Annotated in this window: 10 protein-coding genes and 1 pseudogene; 6 read left to right on the plus strand and 5 right to left on the minus strand. The window is 62.9% G+C overall.

The features are described 5' to 3' along the window. The first annotated feature begins 324 nt into the window (after positions 1 to 324). Positions 325 to 3,042, plus strand: coding sequence for an aconitate hydratase AcnA (acnA, locus tag AC15MQ_RS01455; protein ID WP_483079102.1), 2,718 nt, complete (start codon positions 325 to 327; stop codon positions 3,040 to 3,042). Between the two features lie 82 nt (positions 3,043 to 3,124). On the opposite strand, the gene AC15MQ_RS01460 is transcribed toward acnA, so the two are convergent. Beyond that, on the minus strand, positions 3,125 to 4,372 hold the full coding sequence (locus AC15MQ_RS01460) for a glucose-1-phosphate adenylyltransferase (protein WP_287670601.1): 1,248 nt from the start codon (positions 4,370 to 4,372) through the stop codon (positions 3,125 to 3,127). A 332-nt stretch (positions 4,373 to 4,704) separates the two neighbouring features. Between AC15MQ_RS01460 and AC15MQ_RS01465 the strand changes: the two genes are divergently transcribed. The 5 genes and pseudogenes from AC15MQ_RS01465 (at position 4,705) to rimO (ending at position 10,571) form a co-directional block, all read left to right on the plus strand. Further along, positions 4,705 to 5,874, plus strand: coding sequence for a GNAT family N-acetyltransferase (locus tag AC15MQ_RS01465; RefSeq protein ID WP_287670603.1), 1,170 nt, complete (start codon positions 4,705 to 4,707; stop codon positions 5,872 to 5,874). 21 nt (positions 5,875 to 5,895) lie between these two features. Continuing rightward, positions 5,896 to 7,386: a wax ester/triacylglycerol synthase family O-acyltransferase gene (locus AC15MQ_RS01470; RefSeq protein WP_350496325.1), complete on the plus strand. Its 1,491-nt coding sequence runs from the start codon at positions 5,896 to 5,898 to the stop codon at positions 7,384 to 7,386. Then, a complete protein-coding gene (locus AC15MQ_RS01475) occupies positions 7,383 to 8,330 on the plus strand; it encodes an alpha/beta fold hydrolase (RefSeq protein WP_483079103.1) in 948 nt (315 codons plus the stop codon). The genes AC15MQ_RS01470 and AC15MQ_RS01475 overlap by 4 nt, the downstream gene beginning before the upstream one ends. A 97-nt stretch (positions 8,331 to 8,427) precedes the next feature. Then, positions 8,428 to 9,027 (plus strand): annotated as a pseudogene (locus AC15MQ_RS01480) (hypothetical protein); the annotation flags it as partial. Positions 9,028 to 9,245: 218 nt separating this feature from the next. Further along, positions 9,246 to 10,571: a 30S ribosomal protein S12 methylthiotransferase RimO gene (gene rimO / locus AC15MQ_RS01485; RefSeq protein WP_483079104.1), complete on the plus strand. Its 1,326-nt coding sequence runs from the start codon at positions 9,246 to 9,248 to the stop codon at positions 10,569 to 10,571. Between the two features lie 409 nt (positions 10,572 to 10,980). Here rimO and AC15MQ_RS01490 read toward each other — a convergent pair whose 3' ends face one another. The 4 genes from AC15MQ_RS01490 to AC15MQ_RS01505 form a co-directional block, all read right to left on the minus strand. Continuing rightward, on the minus strand, positions 10,981 to 12,126 hold the full coding sequence (locus AC15MQ_RS01490; RefSeq protein WP_483079105.1) for a nucleotidyltransferase domain-containing protein: 1,146 nt from the start codon (positions 12,124 to 12,126) through the stop codon (positions 10,981 to 10,983). Next, positions 12,119 to 13,036: an HprK-related kinase A gene (locus tag AC15MQ_RS01495; RefSeq protein ID WP_287670611.1), complete on the minus strand. Its 918-nt coding sequence runs from the start codon at positions 13,034 to 13,036 to the stop codon at positions 12,119 to 12,121. Before AC15MQ_RS01495 ends, AC15MQ_RS01490 begins: the two co-directional genes overlap by 8 nt. Then, positions 13,033 to 13,323, minus strand: a complete 291-nt coding sequence (locus AC15MQ_RS01500) for an HPr-rel-A system PqqD family peptide chaperone (RefSeq protein ID WP_287653152.1) — start codon at positions 13,321 to 13,323, stop codon at positions 13,033 to 13,035. The genes AC15MQ_RS01495 and AC15MQ_RS01500 overlap by 4 nt, the downstream gene beginning before the upstream one ends. A gap of 93 nt (positions 13,324 to 13,416) precedes the next feature. Then, complete coding sequence (locus tag AC15MQ_RS01505; protein WP_287653151.1) at positions 13,417 to 14,001, minus strand: hypothetical protein; 585 nt, start codon at positions 13,999 to 14,001, stop codon at positions 13,417 to 13,419. Positions 14,002 to 14,318 lie beyond the last annotated feature (317 nt).

The raw sequence follows: 14,318 nt of genomic DNA on the forward strand, positions 1-14,318 counted from the left end.
CAACACACGAGAGTATCCCGGCTTCTGGCGGTTGCCGTCAATCGCCGATTGTCGGCAACCGCCGCGTTGGCAAGGATCGAGATCCGTACGTGGCCCATAGTCGGCAACCGCTGGTCGCCCGGGCAAGCATAATCAATCGCGCGGTGAGCGTCGGCTGCATCGCGTCGCCGATGCGACGACAAGTCCGCGCCGTTGGCCGTTTCCCTGGCCAGACCGAAGCGCGCTGCGGCGTGGCCAGCAAGCGCCGCATGCCGGGGAACGAGCAGCGCTGCCTGGTGTCACTTGCGTATCCACGTCAAGTGCGGACCTGTTCGGAGGCCGGTAATGCCCCAATCGCCATTCGGTACCTTGTCGCGTTTCATGCCTCCCGGTCAGGCGGAGGCCTGGTTTTATTCATTGCCGGCTTTGATTGCCGCCGATATCGGGCGGGTGGCGCGCCTGCCGGTGTCGCTGCGCATCGTGCTCGAAGCGCTCTTGCGGCATTGCGATGGCCAGCGAGTTACCGAGCGGCATATTCTCGACCTCGCCGAGTGGCAGCCCCGAGCGGTGCGCAGCGAGGAGGTTCCTTTCGTCGTCGCACGCGTCGTGCTGCAGGATTTCACCGGTGTACCGCTGCTTTGCGACCTCGCGGCGATGCGATATGTGGCGCAGGCGCGTGGGCTCGATCCGCGGCGTATCGAGCCGCTGGTGCCCGTCGACCTGGTCGTCGACCATTCGGTGCAGGTCGATTACTACGGCACGTCGCAAGCCCTGCAGCAGAACATGGCGCGGGAGTTCGAGCGCAACCGTGAGCGCTACCAGTTCATGAAATGGGGCATGCAGGCATTCGCGACCTTCCGCGTCGTGCCGCCCGGCGTCGGCATTGTCCATCAGGTCAATCTTGAACACCTGTTCCATGGCGTGCGCCAGCAAGCCATTGGCAGCGGGCGGCTGTGTTTTCCCGACACGCTGGTCGGCACTGATTCGCACACCACGATGATCAATGGCGTTGGCGTTGTTGGCTGGGGGGTCGGCGGCATCGAGGCCGAGGCAGCGATGCTCGGTCAACCGGTGTATTTTCTGACGCCCGACGTGGTTGGCGTCGAATTGAGTGGTCGTTTGCGCGAGGGCGTTACCGCCACCGATCTGGTGCTGACGGTGACCGAACTGTTACGCCGCGAAAAAGTGGTCGGCACGTTCGTAGAATATTTCGGCGAGGGTGCCGGCAGCCTGTCGGTGACCGACCGCGCGACCCTGGCCAACATGGCGCCGGAATACGGGGCGACGATGGGCTTCTTCCCGGTCGACGAGAAGACCGTCGACTATATGCGCGCCACTGGTCGCAGCGAAGAGGATTGCGTGCTCTTCGAGGCCTATTTCCGTGCTCAGGGCCTGTTCGGCATGCCGCGTGCCGATCAGATCGATTACTCGCGCAGCCTGCGCCTCGATCTGTCGACCATCGTGCCCTCGTTGGCCGGCCCCAAACGGCCGCAGGACCGGATCGCGCTGCCGGCCATGGCCAGTCGCTTCGATGCCTTGTTGAGCGCGCCCGAAGCCGCGGATGGCTTTGACCGTCCGGCCGCGAGCCTTGGGCAGCGCTACCCGACCGAGCGGATGGGCATCGATCTCGGCCACGGCGACGTGCTGATCGCGGCGATCACGTCCTGCACCAACACCAGCAATCCGGCGGTGATGATCGCCGCCGGCCTGCTCGCCAGAAAGGCGGTCGCCAAAGGCCTGCGCGTGCGGCCGCACATCAAGACTTCGCTGGCGCCCGGTTCGCGAGTGGTCACCGATTATCTGGACAAGGCCGGTCTGCTGGCGCCGCTCGCCGAACTCGGCTTCGCGCTCGTCGGTTACGGCTGCACGACCTGCATCGGCAACGCCGGTGACCTCGATCCGGCGTTCAACAAGGCGATCGTCGAGCACCAGTTGATCGCCGCGGCGGTGCTCTCGGGCAATCGCAATTTCGAAGCCCGCATCCATCCCAACCTGCGCGCCAATTACCTGGCTTCGCCACCGTTAGTGGTGGCTTTTGCCATTGCCGGTCGGGTCAACATCGACCTCGACAGCGAAGCACTGGGAGTCGGCAGCGATGGCCGGGAGGTCTACCTGCGTGACGTCTGGCCGACGTCGGAAGAAATCAACGCCGTGCTGCCGTTCGCGCTCGACCCCGAAACCTTCCGCCGCCGGTACGCCGACGTGACCGCCGACCAGGAACTGTGGAAAGCCATTCCCGCGCCCGTCGGGGAGGTCTACAACTGGCCGCCATCAACTTACATCGCCCGCCCACCATTCTTCGAACTGCCCGAAGAACTGGCAGGCGACATCCGCGGGGCACGCATGCTGTTGCTGCTCGGCGATTCGGTGACAACCGACCATATCTCGCCGGCCGGCTCATTCGGCGAGGCGACACCGGCCGGTCAATGGCTCAGGGAGCAGGGCGTCAGCCGTGCCGAATTCAATTCCTACGGCGCACGCCGTGGCCACCACGAGGTGATGATGCGTGGCACTTTCGCCAACGTCCGCATTCGCAACCTGATGCTGCACGTCGATGCCGCGGGGCGCCGACCGGAAGGCGGCTACACGCTGCTCGACGGGCAGCAGACAAGCGTCTTTGCCGCCGCGATGAGCCACCGTCAACGCGGTACGCCGACCATCGTCGTTGCCGGCGAGGAGTATGGCACCGGCTCGTCGCGCGACTGGGCGGCCAAGGGGACGCGTCTGCTCGGGGTGCGGGCGGTGATTGCGCGCAGCTACGAAAGGATTCACCGTGCCAACCTGGTCGGCATGGGCGTGCTGCCGTTGCAGTTCGTCGGCGACGATTCGGCAGCGTCACTTGGCTTGCGCGGCGACGAAAGCTTCGACATCCTTGGCCTTGGCCCGGGGCTGCTGCCGATGCAGAAGCTCACGCTGGTGGTTGCGCGTGCTGACGGTCAGCGTTTCGAGCGCCAACTGCTGTGTCGCATCGACACACCGATCGAGGTTCGCTACTACCGGTCAGGCGGTATCCTGCCCTTCGTGCTCGAAGAACTGCTTGGTGAGCGCACGGCGAACCATTGAACGGCGCTGCGGACGGTGCCTGGGAGCACCGGCTCATTGGGAAAACGGCATTGTCGGTTCCGGTGGCAAGTGCCGGCTGTGTTCAGAGGTAGCGGAATGCCATCTCCTCGGCACGGGTATCCGTTCCCACCCCTCTGGGTACGACCACGATGCCCGAGTCGGTGACTGTAAACCGCCGCCGGTCGGCGTCCATGTCGTAGCCGATCCGCTCTCCGGCGTTGATCGTGTTATAGCGGTCGACGATGGCGCGCCTGAGTCTGACGCCTTTGCGCAGGACGGCGTAGTCCATGACAATGCACTCGTCGAGTTCGACATCCTCTTCCATCAGTACTTCGCGACGAACGATCGAATTGCGGACGCGGGCCCCTCTTATCAGACCGCCGGAGCTGATGATGCTGTTGTCCACTTCGGCATGCACGAACTTCGGCGATGGTCCCTGATAGTTGCTGGAACCGATTCGCCACTTGGGATTGAACATGTCGAACTTCGGTTCGGCACCCAGGAGGTCCTGGTGGGCTGCGAAGTAGGCATCGATCGTTCCGACGTCGCGCCAATAGCCACGTTCCTCGTAGTCGCGTGTTCCCGGCACGCGATTCCCGGAGAAATCGTAGGCAAACACCCGCCTGGTTTGAATCAGGCGCGGCAGCAGATCCTTGCCAAAGTCCTTCTCACCCAGGTGGTGACCCTCGCGCAACGCGGTGCTCAGCACCTCGGTAGTGAAAATGTAGTTGCCCATCGACGCGAAGGCGCGTGTCGGATCGCCGGCCATGGAAGTGGGATCGGGTGGTTTTTCCCGGAAGCCACGCACGCAACCGTCGCCGCCGGCGTCGATGATCCCGAATGCCGAGGCCATGCCAATCGGTACCGGCAGAGCTGCGATGGTTACGTCGGCAGCGTGTTGCAGGTGGAAGGCAACCATCTGGCGGACATCCATGCGATAGAGGTGGTCGGCGCCGAAGACCACGACCAGGTCCGGAGAACGCTTCTCGATCAGTCCGAGGTTCTGATAGACCGCGTCGGAGGTTCCCTGAAACCATTCCGGGCCTTCCCGCATTTGCGGTGGAACCACGGTGATGAACTGCTCGGGGAAGATCGGGGCCAGTACCCAGGAGCGGCGGATGTGTTCGATCAACGACTGCGATTTGTACTGGACCAGGAGGTAAATGGCGAAGATCTTGGAATTGACCAGGTTGGAAAGCACGAAGTCGACGATGCGGAAGCGGCCACCGAAAGGAACAGACGGCTTGGAGCGGTGTTGGGTCAGCGGATGCAGACGGGTGCCTTCGCCGCCTGCCAGGACCAGAGCCAGAATATTGGGCGCGATTGTCATCTCCTCGTTTGTCCCCGTAAGACAGTAGGGATCGCGCGCTGCCGCTGCAAGGCAGTGACCAGCGCGCCGCCGCATCGCCCTTGCCAGGATCCGCACAAGTCGGTTCGAGCGTTTGTTGAAGTTAAACTCGACCATGCGATCATCGGGAAGTTCCTTCCGTTCCCCGTCGCGGCGCGATTGTTGCGTGTCAGGCATGCGCTATCGCGCTCGACCGGAGCGCAGTTGTCATTCTGCTTCGTGCTGTGGCAACATCAGGCGTCGGCAGCGCCGTCGGCGACCGATCCCGTTCGTGCCGATCCCTGGGCGCTGCACCAATCAGTCCGGAGACCGGCTTGCCGTCGCCACTCGTGATCAGCAGTATCCCTGCCGCCAATGCGGTTGCACGCGAGGCGTGGACCCGCCTTTGCCCGGTCGGGCATCCTTTCCTCAATGCCGATTTTCTGGCAATCATCGAGCGCCACGGGGCGGCAGCGCCCGCCTGGGGGTGGACCCCCCGGCATCTGGTGGCAAGCGACGAGCGGGGTGCGGTCGTCGGTCTGCTGCCGTTGTACGGCAAGACGCATTCGCACGGCGATTTCATCTACGACTGGGCGTGGGCGGCGGCTTACCGGCAGATCGGCCGCCAGTATTACCCGAAGCTGATGAGCTGCATACCGCACACGCCGGTTGCCGGGCCGCGCATCCTGGTCGGGCAGGGGCCGGACGCTGTTGCCATCCGGCAGGCCCTGATCGATGGCGCGCGCACGCTGGCGATCCGCTCCGGTGCTTCGTCGTGGCACGTGGCGTTGCCCGGTGACGACGAAATCCCGCTGCTGGAGCGTGCCGGACTGTTGCTCAGCCATGATGTTCAGTTTCATTGGGAGGACCCCGGCTGCGGTGACTTCGATGGCTACCTGGCCACTTTCAGTGCCGCCAAGCGGCGCAAGGTCAGAGCCGAACGGCGGCAAGTGCAGGACAGCGGATTGTCCGTCGAGACCCGCCATGGTGATCAGATCGAGCCCGCCGAATGGCCGCTGTTGCATGCGCTCTACACCAGCACCTTCGAGAAATTCAACAATCACGCTGCTTTCTCTGCAGCCTGCTTCGCCGAACTCGGGGCGAACCTCGGTCGACGGATGGTTGCATTCATCGCCCGCGACCGCGGTCAGCCGGTGGCCGTCGCCCTCTGTTTCCGCAGCGACGACGCGCTCTACGGGCGCTATTGGGGTTGCCGCGAGCACTACCCCAGTCTGCATTTCGAACTCTGCTTCTATCAGGGCATTGCGTATTGTTTGCGCGAAGGCCTGCGGCGCTTCGAACCCGGCGCCGGCGGCGAACACAAGCTCGCACGCGGCTTCACGCCGATCGTGGTGCACTCGGCGCACTGGATCGCCGACCCGTACATGCGCCAGTTGCTGGACCGGCATCTGGCATTGCAGCGTGGGCAGGTCGCCGACTACCGCGAGCAGGCGGCTGCGCATCTGCCGTTCCGGCGTGACGACTCGCCGCCATCAGCAGGTTGAGGCAGCGTTGAGGGATTGCCAATGAGAAACATGAGTGGCCTGGATGGAGCGTTTTTGCACCTCGAAACACCGTCCACGCCGATGCACGTGGCGGTTCTGTACCTGATCGAGCCGCCGCCTGCGGCAACCGGGGATTTCGGCAGCGAGATCAGACGACAACTGCTGCCGCGCCTTGCTCTGGCGTCGTTCTTTCGCTCCCGGTTGGCGCCGATGCCCCTGAATCTGGCCAACCCGGTGTGGATCGACGGGGGCATCCCCGATTTCTCGCAGCATCTGCGCCACATCGTCCTGCCCGCAGCGGCCGGCTTCGGCGAACTTGAGGCGTGTGTCAGCGGATTGCACTCGACCCTGCTTGATCGTCAATACCCGTTGTGGGAGTTGACGATCATCGAAGGACTGGCCGGTGGTGAGGTTGCCCTGTACCTGAAAATCCATCATGCGGCGCTTGATGGGGTCTCCGGCATGGCTCTGGTCGCGGCGCTGTTCGATTCCGGCGCCGTGCCGCGCGCCGTGCCGCCGGACTGGCGGGAAGGCATCGGCGAGGCTGAAGTTGTCGGTACAAGAGAGCGGCTCGGCGCCGCTTTTGGTCATGCCGCCGGGCAATGCCTGAAGTTTGCCCGGCATCTCCCGCGGACACTGCAGGTGTTGGCCGGCATGCTCAAGTCCGCGGGCCAGGTCACCGCGAACGACATGCGCCAGGGCAGGCTTCTTGGTCCGAAGACCACTCTCAACGGTCCGATCGACGCTGCGCGGGGTTTCGCTGCGCTAACGCTACCGTTTTCCGGCGTCAGGGAGATTGCCTGCCGGCACCAGGCGACAGTAAACGATGTCGTGCTGACGCTGTGCAGTGGCGCCTTGCGCCGCTACCTGCAGGAACATGGTGGCTTGCCGAACAGGTCGCTGATTGCCACCATGCCGGTTTCGCTGCGCACAGCCGGGGATACCGCAACGGGTATCCAGGCGACGCTGACTCTGGTCAGCCTGGCGACTCACCTGGCCGATCCGCTGCAGCGCCTGCATGCGGTGCGGGCCGCCGCCGGTGCCGCCAAGGACTGGACCACGCGTGCCCACTCGATCATTCCGACCGACTTCCCGTCGCTGGGGGTCCCCTGGATCGTGGGTGGGCTGGCGTCGCTGTATGGCCGCTCGGGTTTGGCGAAGGCGTTGCCGCCGCTGGCGAATCTGGCGATTTCCAACGTGCCGGGACCGCGTCAGGCGCTCTATCTCGCGGGCGGCCGGATCCGTGCCTGCTGGCCCTTGAGCATCGTCGAGCACGGACTCGGCCTCAACATCACCGTTTTCAGCTACTGCGATGCGCTGGACTTCGGCCTGACGGTCGCGGCCACCGCCGTTCCGGATGTGCAGGTGCTGGCGCGGGCCCTCACTGCCGCCTACGACGAGTTGCAGCATCTGCCGGCGGCGGAGCCGCAGTCGGCGCATGTTCGGCGCCCGGCGGCGCGACGCAAGGAGTCAAGGCAGGTCCCCACCCAGCCGAAGGCACGGACTCCGTGAGCGCCGTCCTGCCGACCGCCGGTCAGGCGACGGTGCGCGTCAACGGTATCGAGATTTGCTACGAGGTCCTCGGTGATCCCGGCGCGCCGGCGATCCTGCTGATCATGGGTCTCGGAATGCAACTGATCGCCTGGCCCGACGCTTTCTGCGCCAGCCTGGTCGAACAGGGTTTTCAGGTGATTCGTTTCGATAATCGCGACGTCGGTCTCTCGACGCATATCGCCTGGGCGCAGCCGCCCCGACTCCTGCCGGCGATCGCACGAGGCGTGCTCGGGCTGTCCGTGCGCTCGCCCTATCGGTTGCGCGACATGGCCGACGATGCGCTTGGCCTGCTCGATGCGCTGCAGATCGAACGTGCGCATCTGGTGGGTGTTTCGATGGGCGGCATGATCGCCCAGTGCATGGCGGTTCATCACCCGCACCGGTTGCTGAGCCTGACCTCGATCATGTCCGCCACCGGTAACTGGAGGGTGGCTTTCGGCAAGCCGGCGGCCCTGCGCGAGTTGCTGCGCCGACCGGCAGCGCCGGATGACCCGGCAAGTCAGTTGGATCGGCTGTTGCGCGTTTTTGCGGTCATCGGTAGTCCGGGTTTTTCCACCGATCAGGTCGAGTTGCGCCGGCAGTTGGCGCGGGCCATGGCGCGTGCACACGATCCGCGCGGACAATGCCGGCAGTTGCTGGCGATCATTGCCGCCGGCGACCGGCGTCGCGAACTGGCGCGAATCCGCGCTCCGACACTGGTCATCCACGGTGCCGACGACCCGCTGCTACCGGCGGCAGCGGGACGCGATACGGCGAAATCGATTGCCGGTGCCAGGCTGCAGATCATCAAGGGGATGGGGCACGATCTGCCGCCGGGAGTGCAGACGTTGCTGCTGGAGGCGATCATCCAGCACTGTCGGGCAGCAACAACGCCAGGTCTTCGATCGGCAAAGGACGGCTGAACAGATAACCCTGACAGGCATGGCATCCGTGTGCTTCGAGTAATTCGCACTGCGCCTCGGTTTCCACGCCTTCGGCAGAGTAAACAAGGAGAATGCCATGTCTTACCCAGAGTTTTTCGATGCCGTACCGCGCTTGAGAATGCGCGACCCACTCGCAGCGTTCCTTGGCGCCGTCGAGGATGGCGTGATCGAGTACGGCTACATTGATGCGGTCAAGCTCGCCGGACATTCGTGTCCGACGGTGGCGAGCGCGTACTGGCTGACCTACCGGGCGCTGGGCACGCTGTATCGCGGAGAACTCCCGGAACGTGGCGGCATCCGTGTCGAATTTCGCGAAGATCGAACGTTCGGGGTGACTGGCGTCATGGCGAACATCGTGTCGCTGCTCACTGGCGCGACCAGCGACACGGGTTTCAAAGGCTTGGCCGGACGCTTCGACCGGCGCAACCTCCTGCTCTTCAACGTCGACCTGCAGCTCGACATGCGTTTCACACGCACCGATACCGGTGCTCATGTTGACGTTGCCGCGCATGTCCGACAAGTACCCAGCGATCCTGCGATGGCCTTGCTGCTACAGCGCAGCCTGAGTGGGCAGGCCGATCCCGAGGAGCAGCGACGCTTTGGAGCAATCTGGCAGGATCGGGTGCGGCGTACCTTGCTCGATCACGGCCAAGACAACAAGGTGTTCGTGATTCACTGTCTTCCGGGCGATACGACAACTGTCCCCATGAACAACGGCGAGTGCGCGCGAGGCGAGTCGATCGCGCAATACTCATCGCCGCCTTGCTACGCCCACGAGTTTTCCGGCTTCTTTGGGGAAGATGAGGCCGGCGATTGCTGAAGCGTGTTGTGGGTTTCGGGTCGGAGCGGCGAGTGGGGCTGTATACTCTGCCCTTTCAATCTGAGCCGTAGTTCATGTCCAAACCGAAAAATGTCGGGTTCGTCTCGTTAGGGTGCCCGAAAGCCCTTGTTGACTCGGAACAGATTCTCACCAGGCTGCGCGCTGAGGGTTATCTGATCTCGCCTTCGTACGAAGGGGCCGATCTGGTGGTGGTCAATACCTGCGGCTTCATCGATGCCGCCGTCGAGGAGTCGCTCGATGCCATCGGCGAGGCGTTGACCGCGAACGGTAAAGTGATTGTCACCGGCTGCCTGGGGGCCCGGGAAGAGGTGATCCGCAAGGCGCACCCGCAAGTGCTGGCGGTAACCGGTCCGCATGCGGCGGACGAGGTGCTGCAACACGTGCATGCCCATTTGCCGCAGCCGCACGATCCGTTCACCAGTCTGCTCCCTCCGCAGGGCATCAAACTGACACCGCAGCATTTTGCCTACCTGAAGATCGCCGAAGGCTGCAATCACAGTTGCACCTTCTGCATCATTCCGGCGATGCGTGGCCCATTGGTCAGCCGGCCGATCGGCGACGTGCTGCAGGAAGCCAGGACCCTGGCCGAAGCGGGTGTGCGCGAACTCCTGGTGATCTCGCAGGACACCAGTGCTTACGGGGTGGATGTCAAGTATCGAACCGGCTTTGTCGGCGGTCGTCCGGTCCGAACCCGGCTGCGCGAACTCTGCGAGGCCTTGGCGGAGTTGGGTATCTGGGTACGCTTGCATTACGTCTATCCGTATCCCAGCGTGGATGCGTTGGTGCCGTTGATGGCCGAGGGCAGGCTGCTACCGTATCTCGATGTGCCCTTCCAGCACGCCAGCGCGCGTATCCTGACGGCCATGAAGCGTCCGGCGAGTGCCGAGAATAACCTCGAACGCCTGCGCGCATGGCGGGCTGTTTGTCCCGAATTGACGATTCGCAGTACCTTCATCACCGGTTTTCCCGGTGAAACCGAGGCCGATTTCGAAGAACTGCTGGCTTTCATCAGCGAGGCTCGTCTGGATCGCGTTGGCTGTTTTGCCTATTCTCCTGTTGACGGTGCGGCCGCCAATGACTTTTCCGGCGCGGTTCCGGACGAGGTTCGCGAAGAGCGCCGGCAGCGTCTGATGGAATTGCAGGAAGATATTTCCGCGGAGTTGCTGGCGGCGAAGATCGGGCGTGAAATCGAGGTCCTGGTCGACGAGGTGGACGATGAGGGAACGATCGCCCGGTCCACCGCAGACGCGCCGGAAATCGATGGCCTGGTTTTCCTCAATGACTTCTTCGACGCCGAGGCCGGAGATTTCCTGCGCGTGCGCGTGCTCGACGCGGACGAGCACGATCTCTACGCCGAAGTCATTGCCAGTGTGGTCTGAGTGATCCAGGGGCGGCGGTGTTTTCCGGCAACTGCGTGCTGTTCTGCATGCCGTCGCTCGTCCTGCGCCAGCTGCGACGGGGAATAGCAGCCTGTTGATCTGTACAAAAAATAAACGGCTGGATGGTGGCGCATGAGCCAAGCCGAGACGTAGTCCAGCGAGGCGGCAGGTGATTCCGGTAAGCCGAATTCACCAAATCCCCGAATCTGGGCACAGAGGCGTCCTGAACTAACTGGCAGCCACGTTGGCATATGCCGGCGATCAGACTTGGCCCGAAAGGCTCAATTCCCCGTTGCGTAGGCAGGCAGCCGTTGCTCGTCGTAACGGCTTGCCCGACTTGCCTCATGTGTTGCAGTGAGTGACTTCCGATGTTCGCACCCGCGCCATGGCGAGCGTCTCTGATTGCCGGCTACTGCTGTTTGAGGTCGAGTTGGGCGAGGTCGACGCGCTTGCGGACGCCGCGAAAGCGTAGCCACGCCTTGAACCAGAGATGCCGGGTCAGCAGGATCGGTGGCATCCGTAACCAGTGGGCGCGCACGTAGATCAGCCAGCGGGCGAGGCTTGTCGAGCGGCTGGGATGGTCTGGATGTCCAGGCAGCAGCGCCCGATTGATCAGGCTCTCCATCAGTTTCCGGATCGGCCAGAGGGGCGCGGCGCTCGCAAGGTTTTGCAGCGTCTCGGCGGGGACTGGCGTGGCGAACAGACGCTGAGCATGCTGCAGCCCGTAGAACAAAGGACGTTCGAAACCCAGTTCATGTGCGCGCGCCACCAGGTTGGCCCAGAAGCCGGGCTGTTGAGCGAAGTGGCAGAGCAGATCATGAACATCGACCAGATCTCGCAGGCGCAGACCTTCGTCCGGATCGCCCTCGAGAAACAGATGCACCAGCGCATGCAGCACCATGTCGGTCGGTGCGAGTACACGCAGGCGTGGCTCGGCAAGTGGTAGCGCCGCCGCGAACAGCGGTGCCGGGTCGGATTTCAGGTGGCTGGTTCTCGGCAGGAGTCGGTGGTGGATGTCGATTTCGGTGCCTCGCTCCTGATGACGGAGCGGAGGGATTTCATGCATCCATACACGGTAGTATCGGTCGTCGTAAGGGTCGATCTGGGTCTTGAACCAGCCGCGGCCGATCAGTCTGTCCTCGACTTCCCGGATCTGGTCCTCGGGTACCAGGAGGTCGACGTCAGCGAAGATCCGGCCGCGTGCCGGGGGAAGCCCAGCCAGCAGATAGCCGGCCCCCTTGAGCAGGATCAGCGATACCTGGGTGCCCTTGAGCGCCCAGACGATGCGGTTTACTTCCCACGACACCAGGGTTTTTCGATGCTCGATGACGTTGCGGGCAGCTTTCAAGTGGTTTGCCGCTCTGGGCGGGATGTCCCCGAGCAGACCCGCACGCGAGAGGTCGGACTCCAGCCTTCCGAGCAGCCTGGCGCGACGCGCGACGCGCAGCAGCAACTCCCAGTCGGCTGGTGGCAACGCGGGCAGATTCTCCGGCGACTTCAGGGCTTCGAGCAGCAGCTTCTGCGCGCGTTGGGTTGCGTTGGCCAGCTTAGGCATCGAAGGAACGGGACAATTCGTCGAGTGCAGCCATTGCCTCGTCGAGGTTGGAGTATCTCAGGGAGTAGCAATCGCAGCTATTGACCATGTCGATGACAAGACGAAAGGCGATTTCGTCCAGGACCTCGTAATTGAAGGCGTTGGTCGCGACCATCAGGAAGGCCTGGCTCTTCGGCATGGCTTCCAGAGTGAACGGCGCCCCGGCGATCCAGCGTGGAAAGACGAAGCAGCGGGGTCTGGCCGGCTCCTGTGCTCGTTTGATGCTGTCCACGGGGGGGCGTACGTGCGCCACTGTGCCCTTGCGGGTCGCCTGGAACGATGGCCCAATGATCGCCTCCGGCCGGAAGTGTCTGATCACGTCGATGGAGTCGTTCTTCAGAGAAATCAGCCGCGGCAAGGGCAACAACATGCCATCCTCGGGCCGCACCAGGCCGAACTCGTCGGAGAGCAGGCGCCAGCCCGAATGCACCAGCGCGGTACACAGTGTGGACTTGCCATGGCCGGGCCAGGCCGGGAAGAGCATTGCTTGGCCGTTGCGTTCGACCACTGCTGAATGCAGCATCAGCAGGTGATGCGCGCGCGTGGCTACACACCAGTTGATGCCCCATTCCAGGGCTGGAAAGGCATGCTCCACGGTGTAGGGGGCGAAAGGGGAATGTCCATCGATGGCGAAACAGGCCTGTGGACGTAGCCAGCGGCGTAGTCCGGGCGGACTGTTCATGTCGACGTGAAAGTCGCTGATGACCGCCGCGTTGAGCAAGGGATACGGCTCATAGAGCTGGTACGCGAGGGCGGCGAAAGACTTGAGATTCGAGCGAATCCTGAGGTTGAAGGGGCCGAATTGAATGCCCAGCCCCTTGCCCGCCAGGAGCTCCTGGAATTCCTGGCGACTCAGGTCACCGATAATCATTGAGTGGCAACGGTCTCGTCCAGGTACTCAATCAGGCCCAGTTCTTCGAGTCTTCGCGTCGCGAAGTCAAACTCGTCGGCACCCAACTCGCCGGGCGCGGCGTCGAGAGCGACCTCGGTCCAGGCTTTAACCTCCGCAACCGACCGCGGACCTTCTTCCAGGCAGCGCAGAATCAATGCCGTGGTTTCATTGAAAACGTGGGTTTCGGCCGATGAAGCTTGAAAGACCAGGTAATGATCATCCCATTCCTGCCACAGCAGTCTGCGACCAGCAGACACCAGCATCATCGAGTCTGCCTTACGGAAGCTGAAGCCGCCCGCTGGGACGGGTCCAGGCGCCGGTCATTCCCCGTCCGGGCAATTGCCCATCGCAAGAACTTGTCAGGCGGTGAGGGAGGATGCGCTGGCTGAACTGAGGATCGCCACGTTGGTGCTCTTGAGGTTGCCGCAAGCATAGGGACCGCCGGGATAGGTCGGGGCGATTTGACCGACGCGGGTTCCTGATTCGATCTTGGTGGGGCCGCTCAGAGGATATCCTGTGCACACCTGCTGGTCGGTGAAGCACACGTCGGTATCATTGAGACCGACACGATCGATCTGGCCACTGCTGTCGATGGAGATGATTTTTGCTCCGGTGCAGGATGCAGCCGCCAGCGCGCCACTACGCAAGGTGAGAACCATCGGCGCAACCGCCGCTACACCACGAACCAGGCGCCTTCTCCTGATGTCAGGCTGCACAGCGGCAAGCTGCACGGGGTTCCCGGTCATTGTTTTTGTCGGCGAGGACCCGAGGGTCTGTAACGCGTTGCCATCTGCTTCCGTACTCTTCATTGCAGCTTCTCCCGAACGACTCTGAACGCGGTCCAACCGTGTCAAAAGCAGCTCCTTTGTATCGTCATTTTCGGTAGCCATCTTGCCATCCTCGTCAGTTGTCTCGTCCCGCCGGTACGAATCGATGAATTTCACTTCAGTCTCCACCGCTGCAGGCACTAAGCCAATACCGAGACCGATTCATTTGTGCACCCATGTATTTTAGTGCTGACCAAGCGGAGTGCTTGCGGACTTCATCACGCTTTTGCCCGATGGGCAGAATCGAGTCGATCTAGGCCCTGGGTTTTGTGCCTCCGAGTCAGGTTTCGTCAAAGAATAAGCATATTCTGTACCAATTGTTGTGCTTTCAGAATACAGCCAACTAAATCATTGCATTAGCCTTGATTTCCGAATCGCTGGAAGGGGGTGGCTGATGCGTGTGTAAAAAAAACCGACACTTTGAACCGTCGTTT

The sequence above is a fragment of the Candidatus Accumulibacter propinquus genome, assembly GCF_056856495.1.